This window comes from Candidatus Arsenophonus nilaparvatae, assembly GCF_045346035.1.
Lineage (GTDB): Bacteria > Pseudomonadota > Gammaproteobacteria > Enterobacterales > Enterobacteriaceae > Arsenophonus > Arsenophonus nilaparvatae.
Genome location: NZ_CP158507.1, coordinates 1 through 19,863, shown reverse-complemented (window position 1 = coordinate 19,863; position 19,863 = coordinate 1). Strand labels below are relative to the sequence as shown.

Sequence of the window (19,863 nt, the reverse complement as noted above, 5' to 3'; positions counted from 1 at the left end):
TTTACTTATTTCTTTTTAAGTAAATTAATAACCATATTAAAATGTGACAAAGATCATATTTTAAAATTTAATATAATTAAATAATAGTAATTAAATTGACATTATTTTGTTTATTTTCGTGTTGGATCGAAAATTTTAAATATTTGTTCACGTTTTCGCTACTTATTGATTGAATTCATTTTTAGGGGTCGTATAATTTGCAAGTTTTTGTCTCTTGACACTCTCGAGCAAAGGCAGTTTTATACGCACTCAGCAATTTAAGGTTTAAAATACTGGGAGAATATAAGAGTCATGTCTGTTTCCCTCTACAACGGTAAAATTGCTTTAAAACTGTTGTTATTTCAGTTAATGGCGCTTGTGGTCCTCAGTATAGCTTTCTACATGAATAGTGTAGAATGGGGCTTATCTGCTTTTGCGGGTGGATTCGCATGTTGGTTACCTAATGCTTTATTTATGCTGTTAATACGTTATCAAAAGGCAGTTAAAAAAGATGTTCCTATTCACATTGCATGGTTTTTTACCATTGGTGAGGGAGTAAAAGTTATTATAGCAATAACTGTATTGGTAATTGCTTTAGGTATATTTAAAGCAGCATTTGTACCATTAGGTTTGACCTATTTAGCTATGTTGATTATTCACATCATTACACCAGCTGTAATTAGATAGTGAGCATTTTTAAACAACAAAAGGGTAAAAGACATCATGTCTGCATCAGGAGAAGTGATGACTGCGGGAAGCTACATAGGACACCATCTAAATAATCTTCAGTTGGACCTGCGTACCTTCAAATTAGTTGATCCCCATAATAACAATGATCCGACGTTTTGGACGTTAAATATTGACTCGCTTTTTTTCTCAGTTGTCCTTGGAATTATTTTTTTGTGGCTCTTTAGAAAAATTGCTGTTAATGCAACCAGCGGCGTACCTGGTAAGTTACAAACTGCAATAGAAATGGTCATCGGTTTTGTCGATAATACCGTTCGTGATATGTATCATGGTAAGAGCAAAGTCATTGCACCTTTAGCTTTGACGGTGTTTGTTTGGGTGTTATTAATGAATACCATGGATTTGTTACCAATCGATTTACTTCCCTATATTGGAGAACATTACCTGGGATTGCCAGCATTGCGTGTTGTTCCAACCGCAGATGTAAGCATTACTATGTCAATGGCGATTGGTGTATTTATCTTGATCATTTTCTACAGTATCAAAATGAAAGGATTAAGTGGGTTTACGAAAGAATTAACTTTACAACCATTCAATCATCCTATTTTTATTCCCATTAATTTGATTCTAGAAGGTGTTAGTCTGCTGTCTAAACCGGTATCTCTAGGTTTACGGTTATTCGGTAATATGTATGCAGGTGAATTGATCTTCATTCTTATTGCGGCTTTGTTACCTTGGTGGTCACAGTGGATACTTAACCTACCTTGGGCGATTTTCCATATACTGATTATTACGTTGCAAGCCTTTATTTTTATGGTTCTAACTATCGTTTATTTATCGATCGCGTCAGAAGAACATTAATTTCAACTTATTAATAAATTTTTATTTAACTGAAACAAACTGGAGACTGTCATGGAAAACCTAAATATGGATCTGCTGTACATGGCTGCCGCTGTAATGATGGGATTAGCAGCAATTGGTGCTGCAATTGGTATTGGCATCCTAGGGGGAAAATTCTTAGAAGGCGCAGCTCGTCAGCCAGATTTGATTCCTCTATTACGTACGCAGTTCTTTATTGTTATGGGCTTAGTTGATGCCATTCCGATGATTGCTGTTGGTCTGGGGCTATATGTGATGTTCGCAGTTGCTTGATAACACAAGCCAAATGGGAAAGAACATTAATATGTTAATTTTTAAAGAGGTATTGTGCGATGAATCTTAATGCGACAATCCTCGGCCAGGCTATTGCATTTGTCCTGTTTGTTTTGTTTTGTATGAAGTATGTATGGCCTCCAATTATGGCGGCGATTGAAAAACGTCAAAAAGAAATTGCTGACGGTTTATCTTCTGCAGAACGAGCTAAAAAAAACTTGGACTTGGCGAAAGCTGATGCGACCGAACGACTGAGAAAAGCAAAAGCAGAAGCACAAATCATTATTGAACAAGCTAATAAACAACGAGTTCAAATGATTGAAGAAGCAAAAGTAGAGGCTGAAGCTGAACGTAACAAGATCGTTGCTCAAGCGCAAATCGAAATTGATGCTGAGCGTAAGCGTGCACGTGAAGAACTGCGTAAACAAGTTGCTATGTTAGCAATTTCAGGTGCAGAAAAAATAATTGAACGTTCCGTTGATGTAGCTGCTAATAGCGACATCGTTGATAAATTGGTCAACGAACTGTAAAGGAGGAAAGGGGCATGTCTGAAATTACTACGGTTGCTCGCCCCTATGCCAAAGCAGCTTTTGATTTTGCTGTAGAAAACCAACTTGTTGATAAATGGCAAAATATGCTCAGTTTTATTGCTGAAGCTACCCGTAATCAACAAATAGGTGAGCTGCTTTCTGGTTCAATAGCACCAGAAACATTAGCGAAAACATTTATCACTATTTGTGGTGATGAAATCGATGAACATGTTCGAAATCTAATTCGCATTATGGCTGAAAACGGGCGTCTAAGTACGTTACCAGAGGTTTTGAAGCAATTCATACAATTACGCGCTTTTCTGGAGTCAACCGTTGATATTGACGTCATTTCTGCCACTGAGCTAAATGAAAAACAGCAATTTAAAATTTCTGCAGCGATGGAAAAACGTCTGTCACGTAAAGTTAAGCTGAATTGCAAAATTGATAAGTCTGTTATCGCAGGAGTCATTATCCGCGCCGGAGACCTGGTTATTGATGGTAGCGTGCGTGGTCGTATTGAGCGTTTAACTGACGTCTTGCAGTCTTAAGGGGATTGGAGCATATGCAACTGAATTCCACCGAAATCAGTGAACTGATCAAGCAACGTATTGCTCAGTTTGATGTAGTGAGTGAAGCTCACAATGAAGGTACAATTGTTTCTGTTAATGATGGGATCATTCGTATTCACGGTTTAGCTGAAGTTATGCAAGGTGAGATGATAGCACTACCTGGTAATCGTTATGCTATTGCGCTCAATTTAGAGCGTGACTCAGTTGGTGCCGTTGTCATGGGACCATATGCCGACTTAGCCGAAGGTATGAAAGTAAAGTGTACAGGTCGTATTCTTGAAGTACCAGTAGGTAGAGGATTACTTGGGCGAGTTGTTAATACCTTGGGTGAGCCAATTGATGGTAAAGGGCCTGTTGAGCATGATGGTTTCTCTGCCGTTGAAGTTATCGCCCCTGGCGTTATTGATCGTCAATCAGTTGATCAACCTGTACAAACAGGATACAAATCCGTTGATGCTATGATCCCTATTGGGCGTGGTCAACGTGAGTTAATCATCGGTGATCGCCAAACCGGTAAAACCGCATTAGCTGTTGATGCCATTATTAATCAGCGTGATTCGGAAATAAAATGTATTTATGTAGCAATTGGGCAAAAAGCCTCAACTATTGCTAATGTGGTTCGCAAGCTTGAAGAGCATGGAGCACTCGAAAATACGATAGTTGTTGTTGCTACTGCATCTGAATCTGCTGCATTGCAATACCTTGCGCCTTATGCTGGCTGTACAATGGGTGAATATTTTAGAGATCGTGGCGAAGATGCGCTAATTATTTATGATGATCTCTCTAAACAAGCGGTTGCTTATCGACAAATTTCGCTATTGTTACGGCGTCCTCCTGGACGTGAAGCCTATCCAGGTGATGTTTTTTATCTTCATTCTCGTTTACTTGAGCGTGCTGCCCGTGTTAATGCTGAATATGTTGAAAAATTTACTAGTGGAGAAATCAAAGGTAAAACGGGTTCATTAACAGCATTACCGATTATTGAAACGCAAGCTGGTGATGTCTCTGCATTTGTACCTACTAATGTAATTTCAATCACGGATGGACAAATTTTCTTGGAATCTAACTTATTTAATGCGGGTATTCGCCCGGCAGTTAACCCAGGAATATCAGTATCACGTGTAGGTGGTGCGGCTCAGACTAAGATTATCAAGAAATTATCTGGTGGCATTCGTACCGCGTTGGCGCAGTATCGCGAGTTAGCTGCATTTTCACAGTTTGCTTCTGATTTAGATGATGCGACACGTAAGCAGCTTAATCATGGACAGAAAGTTACCGAATTGTTGAAACAGAAACAGTATGCACCAATGTCAGTTGCGCAGCAGGCGTTATCTTTATTTGCTGCTGAACGTGGTTATCTGGAAGATGTTGAATTAGCAAAAATTGGTGATTTTGAGACGTCATTGCTGGCTTATGCTACTCGTGAGCATTCTATCTTGCTGAAAGAAATTGATCAGACAGGTAAATATAACGATGAAATCGAAGCTAAGTTAAATGCCTTGCTCGATTCTTTTAAAGCAACTCAATCCTGGTAATTCTATTCGGCCTTTATTGAGACCGTTTGGTTAATAAGGAGGAGCTGAAATGGCGGGCGCAAAAGAGATACGTTCTAAGATCGGTAGTGTTCAAAATACACAAAAGATCACTAAAGCGATGGAGATGGTTGCTGCATCCAAAATGCGCAAAACACAAGAGCGTATGGCAGCTAGTCGTCCTTATGCAGAAACTATGCGTAGTGTAATTGGTCACTTAGCATTAGGTAATTTGGAATATAAACATCCATATCTTAAAGAGCGTGATGTTAAACGTATTGGTTATTTAATTGTTTCAACTGACCGTGGTTTATGTGGTGGCTTAAATATTAATTTATTTAAAAAATTACTGACAGAAATGAAAACATGGACTGATAAAAGTGTCCAGATTGATCTGGCATTAATTGGTTCTAAAGCAGTTTCATTCTTTAATTCGGTTGGTGGTAATATTGTTGCTCAGGTAACCGGGATGGGAGATGATCCTTCTCTGTCTGATCTTATTGGACCCGTGAAAATTATGTTAGAAGCATATGATGAAGGGCGTCTAGATAAGTTGTATGTGGTAACTAACAAATTTGTTAATACCATGACTCAAGTACCAACGATTACTCAATTATTGCCTCTACCTGCGGGTGATGATGAAACATTGAAAAAGAAATCTTGGGATTATTTATATGAACCTGATCCCAAGATACTACTGGATACCCTGTTGCGTCGTTATATCGAATCACAGGTTTATCAGAGCGTCGTTGAAAACTTAGCTAGTGAACAGGCTGCTCGAATGGTAGCAATGAAAGCAGCTACTGATAATGGTGGTAACCTGATCAAGGAGTTGCAGTTGGTTTACAATAAGGCTCGTCAAGCCAGCATTACTCAGGAACTTACCGAAATAGTTTCGGGAGCTGCCGCAGTTTAATGGCTAGGTTTACGAATTACGTAGAGGATTCAAGATGGCTACTGGAAAGATTATCCAGGTAATCGGCGCCGTAGTGGATGTCGAATTTCCTCAAGATGCGGTACCCAAAGTGTACGACGCGCTTGAGGTGATGAATGGTAAAGAAAAACTAATTTTAGAAGTTCAGCAGCAATTAGGTGGCGGAGTTGTTCGCTGCATCGCGATGGGGACTTCTGATGGTTTAAAACGTGGTTTAGACGCTGTTGATTTAGCTCACCCAATTGAAGTGCCAGTCGGTAAAGCGACATTAGGGCGCATCATGAATGTATTAGGTGATCCTATCGATATGAAAGGTGAGATCGGTGAAGAAGAACGTTGGGCTATTCATCGTGCCGCCCCTAGTTATGAAGATTTATCTAATTCAACAGAATTGCTCGAAACTGGTATCAAAGTTATGGATCTTATTTGCCCATTTGCTAAAGGTGGGAAAGTAGGATTATTTGGTGGTGCTGGTGTTGGTAAAACAGTAAACATGATGGAGCTTATTCGTAATATTGCGATTGAGCATTCCGGTTATTCAGTCTTTGCAGGCGTCGGCGAGCGGACTCGTGAAGGTAATGATTTCTATCACGAAATGACAGATTCAAATGTATTGGATAAAGTTTCTCTGGTTTATGGTCAAATGAATGAACCGCCAGGAAACCGTCTACGTGTTGCTTTAACAGGATTGACAATTGCAGAGAAGTTTCGTGATGAAGGGCGAGATGTATTGTTATTTATCGATAACATCTATCGCTATACATTAGCAGGAACAGAAGTCTCGGCCCTGCTTGGTCGTATGCCTTCGGCAGTGGGTTATCAACCGACCTTAGCGGAAGAAATGGGTGTATTGCAGGAGCGTATTACATCAACTAAAGCTGGTTCAATAACGTCAGTTCAGGCGGTATATGTTCCTGCCGATGATTTGACGGATCCCTCTCCAGCAACTACTTTTGCTCATTTGGATGCAACGGTCGTTCTTAGTCGTCAAATTGCGTCATTAGGTATTTATCCTGCTGTTGATCCATTGGATTCAACTAGTCGTCAGCTTGATCCATTAGTTGTAGGGCAAGAGCACTACGACGTAGCACGTGGTGTTCAGTCTATTTTGCAGCGTTATCAAGAATTGAAAGATATCATTGCTATTCTGGGAATGGATGAGCTGTCTGAAGAAGATAAATTGGTTGTTGCGCGCGCTCGTAAAATCCAGCGTTTCCTATCTCAACCATTCTTTGTGGCTGAAGTTTTTACTGGTTCACCGGGAAAATTTGTTTCTTTAAAAGATACTATCCGTGGCTTTAAAGGTATTTTGAATGGTGATTATGATCATCTGCCTGAGCAAGCGTTTTATATGGTAGGTACTATCGAAGAAGCGGTAGAAAAAGCGAAAAATTTATAATGTCGCTGATGGGAGGTTGATATGGCTGCAATGACATACCATCTGGTTGTGGTAAGTGCTGAAAAGCAGATGTTTGACGGCCTTGTCCAGAAAATCCAGGTGACAGGCAGCGAAGGGGAGCTGGGGATTTATCCTCAACATACACCGCTGCTAACTGCCATTAAGCCTGGCATGATACGTATTACCAAACAGTTTGGTGAAGAAGAACTAATCTATCTTTCTGGTGGTATTCTTGAAGTTCAACCAAATGGTGTTATCGTATTGGCTGATACAGCAATCCGTGGCAAGGATTTGGATGAAGCTAAGGCATTAGAATCTAAGCATAAAGCGGAAGAGCATATTCGTAAAGCACATGGTGATGTCGATTATGCTCAAGCATCAGCAGAGTTAGCGAAGGCAATTGCTAAATTACGTGTCATCGAGCTGATGAAAAAATGATATAATCCTAAGAATTTATTTAAACTTTACAGCTATTTTTATAAAAATTAGGTAAATACAGGGAGTGAGACAATTTATTTATGTTTCGCTCCCTTTCTTTTATATAGATAGTAAGCTTTTTTATTTGAACGAAATATGTAGTAATTTGTTCAATAAATAGTTTTACTTTTACCTAACTGATGGAGTTATTAGGTTTTATGTCTATGAACGCAAAAAGTGTTGTGATCCTCGCGGCGGGTAAAGGTACCCGCATGTATTCTGACTTACCAAAAGTTTTACATCCACTGGCAGGAAAACCAATGGTGCAGCATGTTATCGACACATCATTATCACTTGGGGCATCTAATATTCATTTAGTTTATGGTCATGGTGCTGATTTAATTAAATTAGTTTTAGCTAATCAATCTATTAATTGGATCTTACAGGCAGAGCAATTAGGAACAGGACATGCAATGCAGCAAGCAGCACCTTATTTTGCTGATGATGAAGATATCCTGATGCTTTATGGTGATTCTCCACTGATCACAAAAGAAACACTTGAACGATTAATAGAAGCTAAGCCTGACGGAGGAATAGGGTTATTGACGGCAATCGTTAATGAGCCGACAGGTTACGGGCGCATTATTCGTCAAAAAGGTGAAGTAATTGGCATTGTTGAGCAAAAAGATACAACGGAAAATCAAGCTAAAATTAACGAAATTAATACCGGTATACTAGTTGCTAATGGTGCTGATTTAAAGCGATGGCTGAAAAAACTTAATAATAACAATGCTCAAAATGAATATTATGTTACCGATATCATTTCATTGGCGCATGAAGAAGGCTGTAAAATAAATGCAGTTCATCCTACCAAATTGAGTGAAATGGAAGGAGTGAATAACTGTTTACAGCTTTCGGCGCTTGAACGTATTTATCAACAAGAACAGGCAGAAAAATTATTATTGGCAGGTGTTATGATTATTGACCCTGCTCGTTTTGATTTGCGCGGTACATTAAAGCACGGGCGTAATGTAATTATTGATACTAATGTTATTATTGAAGGGGATGTTGTACTGGGTAATAATGTGCATATTCATGCCGGATGTATATTAAAAAATTGTACGATAGATGATAATTCAATTATTAGTGCTTATTCAGTTATAGAAGATTCAGAATTATCTACCGCCTGTACAATTGGCCCTTTTGCTCGTTTACGTCCAGGGACTAGACTGGCAGATAAAGTGCATATTGGTAATTTTGTTGAGGTTAAAAACACCGCTTTAGGTGCGGGTTCTAAAGCAGGGCATTTAAGTTATCTAGGTGACGCCGAAATTGGTGGAGATGTTAATATTGGCGCAGGAACAATAACTTGTAATTATGATGGGGCTAATAAATTTAAAACAATCATTGGTGATAATGTTTTTGTTGGCTCAGATACGCAAATAATTGCACCGGTTACCATTGCTAACGGGGCAACTATTGGTGCTGGAACGACGCTTACTAATGATGTTAAGGAAAATGAACTTGTTATTAGCCGTGTTAAACAGCGGCATATTGTCAATTGGCTGCGTCCAATAAAGAAAAAATAGTCGCAAAATAAATAGTGATGATTAATCATCTATTTTATAAATAATAAACCCAATATCTACAGGCTTTGGGAACGGTAAAACCGAATATATTAATCAGGTTACGACAGCATAAGAGCTGTATGCTCTTCTATTTTGGAATGAAAACCGATGTGTGGAATTGTTGGTGCAGTAGCACAACGCGATATAGCTGAAATTCTTATTGAAGGGCTTCGTCGACTGGAGTACCGGGGTTATGACTCTGCCGGTTTAGCCGTGGTTGATGATAAAACCAATCTGACACGATTACGTGAAACGGGTAAAGTTCAGATCCTGGCAGATGAAGTGGAAAAACATGCTGTAATTGGTGGCACAGGCATTGCGCATACTCGTTGGGCGACGCATGGTCAGCCAAGCAAAAAAAATGCCCATCCGCATACATCTGAATATATTGCGGTCGTTCATAATGGGATTATTGAAAATTATCAACAACTACGTGAACAACTTAAAAAGCAAAAATATGTTTTTACTTCAGAAACTGACACCGAAGTTATAGCCCATTTAACACATTGGGAATTACAAAAAGGTGGTACCTTGCTAGAAGTGGTACAGCGTGTTATCCCCCAATTAAAAGGCGCTTACGGTACCGTTATTATGGATAGCCGTACTCCTGGATTGCTAGTGGCTGCGCGTTCGGGTAGCCCATTAATTATAGGTTTAGGTGTTGGTGAAAATTTTCTAGCATCCGATCAATTAGCGCTTTTGCCGGTTACACGTCGTTTTATCTATTTAGAGGAAGGTGATATTGCTGAAGTGACTCGTCGGACAGTGCGTATTTTTGATCAACAAGGCTCAGAAGTTGAACGAGAACAAATAGAATCCAATATTCAGTATGATGCTGGTGAAAAAGGAATTTATCGCCACTATATGCAAAAAGAGATCTATGAGCAGCCTTTAGCAATAAAAAATACCCTCGAAGGGCGCTTTGATCAGCATGATAGTGTTATTTTTAGTGAATTAGATAAAAAAGCCCAAAATCTATTATCTCAGGTTGAACATATTCAAATTGTTGCTTGTGGGACTTCATATAATGCCGGAATGGTTGCCCGTTACTGGCTTGAATCTTTAGCAGGTATACCCTGTGATGTAGAAATTGCTTCTGAATTCCGTTATCGCAAACCAGCAAGACGTAAAAATAGCTTATTGATCACCCTTTCTCAATCGGGTGAAACAGCGGATACTTTAGCAGCATTAAGATTATCGAAACAGCTTGGTTATCTGGCATCGTTGGCAATATGTAATGTTTTAGGCTCATCTTTAGTCCGTGAATCAGATTTTGCATTAATGACAAAAGCTGGTGCAGAAATTGGCGTAGCATCCACCAAAGCGTTTACTACCCAATTGACGGTTTTATTATTATTAGTTGCTTATCTGATTCGCTTGCAGGATAAAAACATTACTCTTGAGAAAGACATTGTTCAGGCATTACATGCATTACCTGCTCGTATTGACAGTATGTTATCGCAAGAAAAAATGATTGAAGATTTAGCAGAGGATTTTTCTGATAAAAATCATGCTCTTTTTCTTGGCCGAGGTGATCAATTTCCGATAGCGGTTGAAGGTGCATTAAAGCTAAAAGAGATTTCTTATATTCATGCCGAAGCTTATGCAGCGGGTGAGTTGAAGCATGGCCCATTAGCACTGATTGATGCCGATATGCCAGTAATTATTATTGCGCCAAATAATGAATTACTCGAAAAGCTAAAATCCAATATTGAAGAAGTCCGTGCTCGTGGCGGCTTACTTTATGTTTTTGCTGATAAAGACGCGGGTTTTATTGACAGTGAAAATATGAAAATTATTCCATTACCACATGTTGAAGAGCTAATTGCCCCGATTTTTTATACCGTTCCACTACAATTATTATCTTATCATGTTGCGCTAATAAAAGGCACGGATGTTGATCAACCAAGAAATTTAGCTAAATCTGTGACCGTCGAGTGAGTTCGGTATAAAGAGTGATATTTAGGCTATTATCAATAAATTATTGTATATAATAGACTAAGATAGCTTTTTTATTTTTACCTTTTATTACATATTTCTATGCTAAAAAATACGCTCCATTCTAGCGTATTTTTTTAATAATATTAAAGAATAGCAAGCTAAAAATTTATTATTCAGTTAAGTTATTTTGGTAATTGATTACCTGAAAAATAAATATTTTAATATTTAATAAATTGATTAATATAATGCCATCAATTAAACAATACTCACAGCTTATCAAACCCTAACTGTAAACAAAATAAGGAATCAAGGATGCTATTGCAATTAAAGGGGATAAAGTGGTTTATTACTTCGTTATTTTGCTTGTTTTTAGTTGTTGGTTGTAATAATAAAAAAATAGCTGATGAGCAAAAGGCCACGATTAAACAAGATATACCAGTACGTGGTGTATGGTTAACGACCGTATCTCGGCTTGATTGGCCTTCTTTTTCTTCAGTTAACCTTGATTCAGAAAAGCTCAGAATTGAAGTACAGAAAAAAGAGTTAACGGATAAACTGGATAATTTGGTGAAGCTAGGCATTAACACCATTTTTTTTCAGGTAAAACCAGATGGTACTGCGCTTTATCATTCTCATATTCTCCCTTGGTCTGACGTGCTTACCGGTGTAGTCGGTAAAGACCCAGGTTATGATCCGTTGGCGTTTATTATTGCTGAGGCGCACAAAAGAAATTTAAAAATACATGCTTGGCTAAATCCCTACCGGGTTTCAATGGATACGCAACCAGAAACCATTGCTTCACTGCAAAAGACACTTAATTCTCCGCCTGCTAGCGTTTATGTTTTACATAAAGATTGGATACGAACTGCCTACGACCGTTTTGTACTTGATCCAGGCTTACCAGAAGTTCGTAATTGGATCACCAGTATTGTTGCTGAATTAGTTAAAAACTATGATATTGATGGCATACAGTTTGATGATTATTTCTATTATGAAACTCCTTCCTCCAAACTCAATGATGAGGCAACGTTTCAACGATACGGTCAGGGATTTTTAGATAAAACCAGTTGGAGAAGAAATAATACCTTGTTGTTGATTCGAGAGGTTTCTTCAACAATCCGTTCGTTAAAACCCACTATTAAATTTGGCATCAGTCCAGGCGGTGTATGGCGAAATATTTCCGATGATCCACGAGGCTCGGATACTAAAGCTGGTGGGCCTACTTATGACAGAGCCTATGCTGATACCAGATTATGGGTAAAAGAAGGTTTATTAGATTATATAGCCCCGCAAATTTACTGGCCTTTTGCCCGCGAAATTGTCAAATATGATGTGATTGCAAAATGGTGGGCTGATGTGGTGAGATCGACTAACACTAAATTGTATATTGGGGTGGCATTATATAAAGTTGGAGTGCCATCTCAAACAGAGCCTGATTGGTCTCTTGACGGCGGTGTCCCGGAGCTAAAAAGACAACTCGATCTTAATGATGAATTACCTGAAATAAAAGGTGAAATCCTATTTAGAGAGGGGCTTCTTCAGTCTCCGCAAACAGCAGAGGCAGTAAAATATCTTAAATCCCGTTGGAATAGATCAGCGCAGTAAAGTTATTGACCGTTATTTTAAGTAAAACACCCTTAATATTGGGTGTTTTGTTTTATCAGTTATAAATAGATTTTTATTTATTAAATAATCAGTATTAAAAAATGGCATAAATGATTTCAATTTGCGATTATTGTTTATAAATGGCGACGACTTTACTTAGCAACAACATTCAGATTGGATATAACAAAAATGAAAAATGTCGGATTTATTGGTTGGCGAGGTATGGTTGGTTCTGTACTGCTGCAACGAATGGTGGAAGAAGGTGATTTTAATAATATTAATCCTGTTTTTTTTACTACCTCTCAACATGGTGAATTGGCACCAAAATATGGTCAACATCAATCAACACTGCTAGATGCTTTTGATCTTGATGGATTAAAGGAATTAGAGGTAATAATTAGCTGTCAGGGTGGAGATTATACCGATCAAATTTACCCTAAACTGCGGGCGACTGGTTGGTCAGGTTATTGGATAGATGCCGCCTCTTCGTTACGGATGAAAGAGGATAGCATTATTATTCTTGATCCTGTTAATCGTCAATATATTGATCAGGGTTTAAATGAAGGGATAAAAACCTTTGTTGGTGGCAATTGCACGGTCAGTTTGATGCTAATGGCTTTAGCTGGCTTATTCGCTGAGAACTTGATTGAGTGGGTTTCGGTCGCAACCTATCAGGCGGCTTCTGGCGCAGGTGCGCGTAATATGCGTGAATTATTAGTGCAAATGGGTGAGTTACATGCACAGGTTGCTAATGAACTGCAAAATCCCGCGGCGGCGATTTTATCGATTGAGAAAAAAGTCACTGACTTCACCCGTAGTGGAAAGATGAGCACAGAAGCCTTTGGCGCGCCATTGGCCGGTAGTTTGATCCCCTGGATAGATAAACAATTGCCCAATGGTCAAAGTCGTGAGGAATGGAAAGGGCAGGCTGAAACTAATAAAATTTTAAATACCGCTAGTCATGTTATTCCTGTCGATGGTTTATGTGTTCGTATCGGTGCATTACGCTGCCATAGCCAGGCATTTACCCTAAAATTGCAAAAAAATGTTGCGATTGAGGATGTTGAGCAAATTTTGTCCGCACATAATGATTGGGTTCGCGTTATTCCTAATGAGCGTGAATTAACTATTCAAGAGTTAACGCCTGCGGCAGTAACAGGCACCTTAAATGTTCCGGTTGGACGCTTGCGTAAATTAAATATGGGGCCAGAATATTTATCCGCTTTTACGATTGGTGATCAGCTATTATGGGGAGCGGCAGAGCCTTTACGCCGTATGTTAAAAATATTAGATAGTTATCTATAATAAAAAGCCCCAATTTAGATATGGGGCTTTTGTTTTGCCATTTGAAATTAAATGTCTATATTTTCTGCTTTTAATGCGTTTTCTTCAATAAAAGCTCTACGTGGTTCAACCGCATCACCCATTAGTGTGGTAAACAGTTGGTCAGTTGCGATGGCATCTTTAACGGTAACACGCATCATACGGCGGGTATCTGGGTTCATCGTTGTTTCCCATAATTGCTCTGGATTCATTTCGCCTAATCCTTTATAGCGTTGTACCATCAAGCCACGGCGTGATTCTTTTGATAACCAGTTCAATGCATCTTCAAAGGAAGAAATAGTCTGGCGACGCTCCCCTCTTTCCACATACGCACCATCCTCAATCAGATCTCCTATTAGCTGACCAATTTTAGTTATGCGTGTATATTCAATACCATGAATGAAATCGAAATCTAGATTGTAATCAGTATCAACGCCATGGGTTCTTATACGTAAAACCGGTTCAAATAATTGGCGTTCACTATTTTCATTAATATGATAACTATAAGTACTACCATGTTCTTCATTATCGGTTAGGCGCTTAACTAGCATGTTGATCCAATTTTCTATCTTGGATTTATCTTTCAAGTCATCTTCTACCAAGGTAGGCTGATAAATAAGATTATTTAATAAAGCTAGTGGATAGACACGCTCTAAACGTTTGATAATTTTTTGAGCAGCATTATATTCAATGATTAACTTCTCCAATGGCTCACCTTTCAATGCCGGGGCATGAGGGCTAGTATAGAGCGAGGTGTTGTCTAATGCGATTGAAATCAAATATTCGTTCATCGCCTCATCATCTTTAATATATTGTTCTTGCTTACCTTTTTTCACTTTATATAAAGGTGGCTGAGCAATATAGACATGGCCTCGCTCGATAATTTCTGGCATCTGACGATAGAAGAAAGTTAATAACAATGTCCGTATATGGGAGCCGTCGACATCGGCATCGGTCATGATAATAATGCTATGATAACGTAATTTATCAGGATCATATTCATCACGGCCAATACCACAACCTAAAGCAGTTATTAAGGTGGCGACTTCCTGTGAGGAGAGCATTTTGTCGAAACGCGCTTTTTCAACATTAAGAATTTTACCTTTTAACGGTAAAATTGCCTGATTTTTTCGGTTACGCCCCTGTTTGGCAGAGCCGCCTGCGGAATCACCCTCCACTAAATAAAGTTCTGATAAAGCCGGATCACGCTCCTGGCAGTCTGCTAATTTACCGGGTAATCCTGCTAAATCAAGGGCACCTTTGCGGCGCGTCATTTCGCGTGCTTTACGGGCAGCCTCGCGGGCACGGGCGGCGTCAATGATTTTGCTAACAACGATTTTGGCGTCATTAGGATTTTCTAATAGATATTCGACCAGTTTCTCATTCATTAACGTTTCAACAACGGTTTTTACTTCGGAAGAAACTAGCTTATCTTTTGTTTGTGACGAAAATTTTGGATCGGGAACTTTAACAGAAACGACAGCAATTAAACCTTCACGGGCATCATCACCAGTAGCACTAACTTTGGATTTTTTCTGATAACCTTCTTTATCCATGTAACTGTTCAGTGTACGTGTCATGGCGGTACGGAAACCAACCAGATGGGTTCCTCCATCACGTTGAGGAATGTTGTTGGTGAAACAATAAACATTTTCTTGGAAACCGTCATTCCATTGCATGGATATTTCTACATTAATACCCTCTTTTTCCGCCGAAAAATAGAAAACACTTGGATGGATTGGGGTTTTATTCCGACTTAAGTATTCTACAAAAGCTTTGATTCCACCTTCATAATGAAAATGATCTTCTTTATTATCACGTTTATCAATTAAACGAATGGATATACCTGAATTAAGAAAAGAGAGCTCCCGTAACCGTTTTGCCAAAATATCGTATTCAAATTCGGTAACGGTTTTAAATGTGTCCAAACTTGGCCAGAAACGGATATAGGTTCCCCGCTCATCAGTTTCTCCGACAATCGATAAAGGTGCTTGTGGAACACCTAATTGGTAAGTTTGTTCATGGACTTTTCCCTCGCGACGGATAGCTAGCTCTAATTTTTCTGATAAGGCATTAACAACAGAAACACCTACCCCATGTAAGCCACCAGAAACTTTGTAGGAATTATCGTCAAATTTGCCGCCAGCATGAAGAACGGTCATGATGACTTCTGCGGCAGATACACCTTCTTCTTCATGAATATCGGTTGGAATACCACGTCCATTATCGAGAACAGAGATGGAGTTATCGGTATGTATGGTTACAATAATATCGCTACAATACCCTGCCAAGGCTTCGTCGATAGCGTTGTCGACAACCTCGAAGACCATGTGATGAAGGCCTGTACCATCGTCGGTATCACCGATATACATGCCTGGGCGCTTACGCACCGCGTCTAGCCCTTTTAATACCTTGATACTTGAGGAGTCATATGTATTCGACATCAACGTTTCTCGCTAATTTCTGATCCTATGGTTGAACTTCTATTTTGCCATGTTTTACGCAAAACATCCTGCTATTTCCATCTAACATATCTTTAACTTGCGCGATGGTAATCGCGCTAACAAAGACCTGAGCTTGCGTCGCTTTAAGCCGTTCGGCTAATAATTGACGGCGATCCTTATCTAACTCAGAAGCAAAATCGTCTAACAGATATAAGCATCTTTGCCCACTCTGTCGGGTGAAATATTCACCTTGTGCTAATTTTAATGCGCACATTAATAATTTTAACTGCCCGCGCGATAGGATATCTTCAACGGCAATTCCTTCTACGCGGATCCGCAAGTCAGCTTTGTGTGGCCCTAATGCGGTATAGGTAAGCATTCGGTCACGTTCAAATTGCCTTACTAATATATCTGAATAATCGGTTTCTTTATCCCATCCTCGCTGAAATGAGATGCTAAGTGAAAATTCAGGTAAGAACTGTTTACAGGTGTTTTCAATATCTTTCGTAATTCCTGCAATATAGCTGGCTCGCCATTCACTTATTTTATGGGCCAGAGGGATCAGTTCATAATCCCAATGACGCAGCTCATTATAACTTTTTACTTGGCGTAATGCTGCATTACGTTGCTTTAATAGCCGTTTTAAATCAGACCAGGCAGCAAAAAACTGAGGTTCATTGTGGAAACATCCCCAATCAAGAAAAGCTCGACGATATTTAGGGCCACCATTTAATAAGGTAAAACCTTCAGGAGTTATTAGTTGCATTGGTAATAATTTAGCTAATTCAGCAATTTTATGCCCATCATTGCCATCAATGCGAACTTTACTTTCACCGTTACGATCTTTACTTAATCCCAAAGTCAGTTCACGTGATTCTGGCTCTATAGGAACAAGACGACCATGTAAAACAAAATTATGTTGTTGATGACGAATGACACGTGCTGCTTGAATGCTACGAAAAGCCCTACCATGTCCTAATGTATAGATCGCTTCAAGAATACTTGTTTTTCCGCTGCCATTTGGCCCAATTAAAAAATTAAAACCGGTTGCTAATGGTAGATCCGCACTTTCTATATTACGAAAGTCGCGGATAAGTAAACGCGAAAGCATCATAGAATTTAGATATTACAGACGCATTGGCATAACAACATAAGCTGCCGCATTACTAGCTACATCTTCGATTTGTACGCTTGAATTTGAATCAGTCAACAACAAATTAACCTGTTCACATTTTAGTGTATTTAAAACATCGAGGATATAACTGACGTTAAAACCAATTTCTATCATCGAGCTTTGATAATTAACATCAACAATTTCTTCTGATTCTTCCTGTTCTGGATTGTTTGCAGTAATTTTAAGTTGATTTTCGCTGATATAGAGGCGTACACCGCGAAATTTTTCATTTGATAAAATTGCAGCTCGTGAAAATGCTTGTTTAAGTTTATTACAATCCGCGGTCAATGTTTTATCTGGATTTTTGGGTAGAACACGTCGGTAATCAGGAAAACGACCATCAACTAGTTTTGAGGTGAAAATAAAATCACCAACATGAGCTCGGATATTATTACTACCAATCTGTAACTTAAGTGACTCGTCGCTACTATCCAGTAATCGCATAAATTCTACTACCCCTTTGCGAGGAACAATCACTGAATGAGTTGGTAAATTCTCATCAATATTAATATTGAGTGAACAGACCGCTAAACGATGGCCATCGGTAGCGACAGTGCGTAATTCTTTACCTTCAGTTTCAAATAGCATGCCATTAAGATAATAGCGTACATCTTGATGTGCCATTGAAAACTGGGTAGCTTCAATTAGACGTTTTAACGTCGTTTGAGGGAGTTCAAATTCGACTTCACTTTGCCAATCGTCTAGGTTTGGAAAATCAGTGGCAGGCAGAGTCGAAAGCGAAAAACGGCTACGACCGGAACGCACCAGTAGACGCTCTCCTTCAAGAGTAACTTTGATTTCTGAGCCATCGGGTAACCCACGCCAGATATCGAAAAATTTACGGGCAGGTACCGTGATTGAACCATTTTCACCTGGTTGTGTTAGTATCACTTTTGCGACCATTTCTACTTCTAGATCGGTACCTGTTAATGAAAGTGTTTTTTCACTGACTTGCAGTAATAAATTACCTAAAATAGGTAATGTAGGCCGCCCACCAAGTGGACCACTAACTTGTTGTAGTGGTTTGAGTAATTTTTCACGTTCAATAGTAAATTTCATAGCATTAGGATGATAATGTTCTGATTAAGTTAGAAAAATCCTCTTTGATGTCGTGACTTTCCTCCCGTAACTGCTCGATTTTTCGACAAGCATGGAGTACGGTTGTATGATCTCGTCCACCAAAGGCATCGCCAATTTCGGGCAAACTATGGTTTGTCAGCTCTTTCGCTAATGCCATTGCCATTTGCCTCGGGCGCGCCACAGAACGGGAACGGCGCTTGGATAACAAGTCAGCAACTTTAATTTTATAATATTCAGCAACGGTTTTTTGAATATTATCAATAGTGACCAGTTTTTCTTGTAATGCGAGTAGATCGCGTAATGCTTCACGAACAAAATCAATGGTAATTGCGCGACCGGTAAAGTTAGCATTGGCGATAACCCGATTCAACGCTCCTTCCAGCTCTCTAACATTTGAACGCAAGCGTTTGGCAATAAAGAAAACGACTTCATCAGGTAGTTGCATCTGATTTTCGTCCGCTTTTTTCATCAAAATAGCAACACGGGTTTCCAATTCTGGTGGTTCAATCGCAACCGTCAATCCCCAACCAAAACGAGATTTTAGTCGATCTTCAACTCCATTAATTTCTTTAGGATAGCGATCTGAGGTCAGAATGATTTGCTGGTTACCTTCGAGTAACGCATTAAAGGTATGAAAAAATTCTTCTTGAGAGCGCTCTTTATTAGCAAAAAATTGAATGTCATCAATTAATAATGCATCGACCGAGCGATAATAACGTTTAAAATCTTCAATCGCATTATTTTGTAATGCTTTTACCATATCTTGGACAAAACGCTCAGAATGCATATAAACCACTTTTGCATTCGCTTTATGCGCCATGATGTTATTACCTACAGCATGAAGCAGGTGAGTTTTACCTAATCCTGTACCACCATAAAGAAAAAGCGGGTTATAAGCTCCACCAGGATTGTCTGCTACTTGGCTGGCAGCGGCACGAGCAAGTTGGTTTGATTTACCTTCGACAAAGTTATTAAATGTATGCTTAGGGTTCACATTTGAACGATAGGCGATTTCAGGTTGAACTTGTGTTTTATCCCAACTAGGGCGTACTATTGAATTTATTGGCGTCGAAATAGTTTTATTTGCTACGGTATGCGTTGAGGTACCGCTTGCGGTTATTTGCGGTTTATTACCTACTTCAAATTTCAATGCAGGCACATCAGAACCACAAAAATCACTCAATAATTCATTAATATTATTGATGTATTTATCTCTTACCCAATCTAATACAAAACGGTTAGGAGCATAGAGTGCTAATGTATTATCACTCAATTCTGCCTGGAGAGGGCGTATCCACATACTGAATTCTGTGGCAGGTAACTCATCCTGCAATCGGGCAAGACATTGCTGCCAAAGTGAAAATGACACGACGGACTCCCCTAAAACAAGACCAATGGAAAATTATTAAATTTAATAGGTAATAAAAATTGTTAATACCCCAGAAAAGATTTACCGAAAATTTGCGTGA

The 19,863-nt window shown here is 39.1% G+C and carries 17 protein-coding genes; 13 read left to right on the top strand and 4 right to left on the bottom strand.

Features of this window, described 5'->3' with window-relative positions; genetic code table 11:
- Positions 1–291: 291 nt before the first annotated feature.
- From atpI to asd, 13 genes are all read left to right on the top strand, one after another.
- Positions 292–666: a F0F1 ATP synthase subunit I gene (atpI, locus tag WH390_RS00085; RefSeq protein ID WP_032115571.1), complete on the top strand. Its 375-nt coding sequence runs from the start codon at positions 292–294 to the stop codon at positions 664–666.
- 36 nt (positions 667–702) lie between these two features.
- Positions 703–1,527, top strand: a complete 825-nt coding sequence (gene atpB, locus WH390_RS00080; RefSeq protein WP_032115572.1) for a F0F1 ATP synthase subunit A — start codon at positions 703–705, stop codon at positions 1,525–1,527.
- Positions 1,528–1,578: 51 nt separating this feature from the next.
- On the top strand, positions 1,579–1,818 hold the full coding sequence (atpE, locus tag WH390_RS00075; protein WP_000429386.1) for a F0F1 ATP synthase subunit C: 240 nt from the start codon (positions 1,579–1,581) through the stop codon (positions 1,816–1,818).
- 59 nt (positions 1,819–1,877) lie between these two features.
- A complete protein-coding gene (gene atpF / locus WH390_RS00070; protein WP_032115573.1) occupies positions 1,878–2,348 on the top strand; it encodes a F0F1 ATP synthase subunit B in 471 nt (156 codons plus the stop codon).
- A 14-nt stretch (positions 2,349–2,362) separates the two neighbouring features.
- Entirely contained in the window at positions 2,363–2,896 is a 534-nt protein-coding gene (atpH, locus tag WH390_RS00065; protein WP_032115574.1) for a F0F1 ATP synthase subunit delta, read from the top strand.
- A gap of 14 nt (positions 2,897–2,910) precedes the next feature.
- Positions 2,911–4,452, top strand: coding sequence for a F0F1 ATP synthase subunit alpha (gene atpA / locus WH390_RS00060; RefSeq protein WP_406850606.1), 1,542 nt, complete (start codon positions 2,911–2,913; stop codon positions 4,450–4,452).
- A gap of 49 nt (positions 4,453–4,501) precedes the next feature.
- A complete protein-coding gene (gene atpG / locus WH390_RS00055) occupies positions 4,502–5,365 on the top strand; it encodes a F0F1 ATP synthase subunit gamma (RefSeq protein WP_032115576.1) in 864 nt (287 codons plus the stop codon).
- A gap of 34 nt (positions 5,366–5,399) precedes the next feature.
- Positions 5,400–6,782 (top strand): F0F1 ATP synthase subunit beta, encoded by a 1,383-nt coding sequence (gene atpD, locus WH390_RS00050; RefSeq protein ID WP_032115577.1) that lies wholly within the window; start codon positions 5,400–5,402, stop codon positions 6,780–6,782.
- A 21-nt stretch (positions 6,783–6,803) separates the two neighbouring features.
- Positions 6,804–7,220, top strand: a complete 417-nt coding sequence (locus WH390_RS00045) for a F0F1 ATP synthase subunit epsilon (RefSeq protein ID WP_032115578.1) — start codon at positions 6,804–6,806, stop codon at positions 7,218–7,220.
- Positions 7,221–7,417: 197 nt separating this feature from the next.
- Entirely contained in the window at positions 7,418–8,788 is a 1,371-nt protein-coding gene (gene glmU, locus WH390_RS00040) for a bifunctional UDP-N-acetylglucosamine diphosphorylase/glucosamine-1-phosphate N-acetyltransferase GlmU (RefSeq protein WP_032115579.1), read from the top strand.
- Between the two features lie 147 nt (positions 8,789–8,935).
- Positions 8,936–10,768: a glutamine--fructose-6-phosphate transaminase (isomerizing) gene (gene glmS / locus WH390_RS00035; protein WP_032115580.1), complete on the top strand. Its 1,833-nt coding sequence runs from the start codon at positions 8,936–8,938 to the stop codon at positions 10,766–10,768.
- Positions 10,769–11,080: 312 nt separating this feature from the next.
- On the top strand, positions 11,081–12,373 hold the full coding sequence (locus WH390_RS00030; RefSeq protein ID WP_032115581.1) for a glycoside hydrolase family 10 protein: 1,293 nt from the start codon (positions 11,081–11,083) through the stop codon (positions 12,371–12,373).
- A gap of 189 nt (positions 12,374–12,562) precedes the next feature.
- Complete coding sequence (gene asd, locus WH390_RS00025) at positions 12,563–13,678, top strand: aspartate-semialdehyde dehydrogenase (protein WP_032115582.1); 1,116 nt, start codon at positions 12,563–12,565, stop codon at positions 13,676–13,678.
- A gap of 47 nt (positions 13,679–13,725) precedes the next feature.
- Here asd and gyrB read toward each other — a convergent pair whose 3' ends face one another.
- Genes gyrB through dnaA form a run of 4 tightly spaced genes read right to left on the bottom strand, consistent with a single transcriptional unit; the run spans position 13,726 to position 19,763 of the window.
- Positions 13,726–16,140, bottom strand: a complete 2,415-nt coding sequence (gene gyrB, locus WH390_RS00020; RefSeq protein ID WP_032115583.1) for a DNA topoisomerase (ATP-hydrolyzing) subunit B — start codon at positions 16,138–16,140, stop codon at positions 13,726–13,728.
- 25 nt (positions 16,141–16,165) lie between these two features.
- On the bottom strand, positions 16,166–17,254 hold the full coding sequence (gene recF / locus WH390_RS00015; RefSeq protein WP_032115584.1) for a DNA replication/repair protein RecF: 1,089 nt from the start codon (positions 17,252–17,254) through the stop codon (positions 16,166–16,168).
- 12 nt (positions 17,255–17,266) lie between these two features.
- Positions 17,267–18,373: a DNA polymerase III subunit beta gene (dnaN, locus tag WH390_RS00010; RefSeq protein WP_032115585.1), complete on the bottom strand. Its 1,107-nt coding sequence runs from the start codon at positions 18,371–18,373 to the stop codon at positions 17,267–17,269.
- Between the two features lie 4 nt (positions 18,374–18,377).
- Positions 18,378–19,763, bottom strand: coding sequence for a chromosomal replication initiator protein DnaA (gene dnaA / locus WH390_RS00005; RefSeq protein ID WP_032115586.1), 1,386 nt, complete (start codon positions 19,761–19,763; stop codon positions 18,378–18,380).
- Positions 19,764–19,863: the final 100 nt, after the last annotated feature.

Bases quoted from the DNA above. Each gene is read 5' to 3' on its own strand.
- atpE (WP_000429386.1), top strand. From the start codon at position 1,579: ATGGAAAACCTAAATATGGATCTGCTGTACATGGCTGCCGCTGTAATG.
- atpD (WP_032115577.1), top strand. From the start codon at position 5,400: ATGGCTACTGGAAAGATTATCCAGGTAATCGGCGCCGTAGTGGATGTC.
- dnaN (WP_032115585.1), bottom strand. From the start codon at position 18,373: ATGAAATTTACTATTGAACGTGAAAAATTACTCAAACCACTACAACAA.
- WH390_RS00045 (WP_032115578.1), top strand. From the start codon at position 6,804: ATGGCTGCAATGACATACCATCTGGTTGTGGTAAGTGCTGAAAAGCAG.
- atpF (WP_032115573.1), top strand. From the start codon at position 1,878: ATGAATCTTAATGCGACAATCCTCGGCCAGGCTATTGCATTTGTCCTG.
- WH390_RS00030 (WP_032115581.1), top strand. From the start codon at position 11,081: ATGCTATTGCAATTAAAGGGGATAAAGTGGTTTATTACTTCGTTATTT.
- recF (WP_032115584.1), bottom strand. From the start codon at position 17,254: ATGATGCTTTCGCGTTTACTTATCCGCGACTTTCGTAATATAGAAAGT.
- glmS (WP_032115580.1), top strand. From the start codon at position 8,936: ATGTGTGGAATTGTTGGTGCAGTAGCACAACGCGATATAGCTGAAATT.
- glmU (WP_032115579.1), top strand. From the start codon at position 7,418: ATGTCTATGAACGCAAAAAGTGTTGTGATCCTCGCGGCGGGTAAAGGT.
- atpB (WP_032115572.1), top strand. From the start codon at position 703: ATGTCTGCATCAGGAGAAGTGATGACTGCGGGAAGCTACATAGGACAC.
- atpG (WP_032115576.1), top strand. From the start codon at position 4,502: ATGGCGGGCGCAAAAGAGATACGTTCTAAGATCGGTAGTGTTCAAAAT.
- atpH (WP_032115574.1), top strand. From the start codon at position 2,363: ATGTCTGAAATTACTACGGTTGCTCGCCCCTATGCCAAAGCAGCTTTT.
- asd (WP_032115582.1), top strand. From the start codon at position 12,563: ATGAAAAATGTCGGATTTATTGGTTGGCGAGGTATGGTTGGTTCTGTA.
- atpI (WP_032115571.1), top strand. From the start codon at position 292: ATGTCTGTTTCCCTCTACAACGGTAAAATTGCTTTAAAACTGTTGTTA.
- atpA (WP_406850606.1), top strand. From the start codon at position 2,911: ATGCAACTGAATTCCACCGAAATCAGTGAACTGATCAAGCAACGTATT.
- gyrB (WP_032115583.1), bottom strand. From the start codon at position 16,140: ATGTCGAATACATATGACTCCTCAAGTATCAAGGTATTAAAAGGGCTA.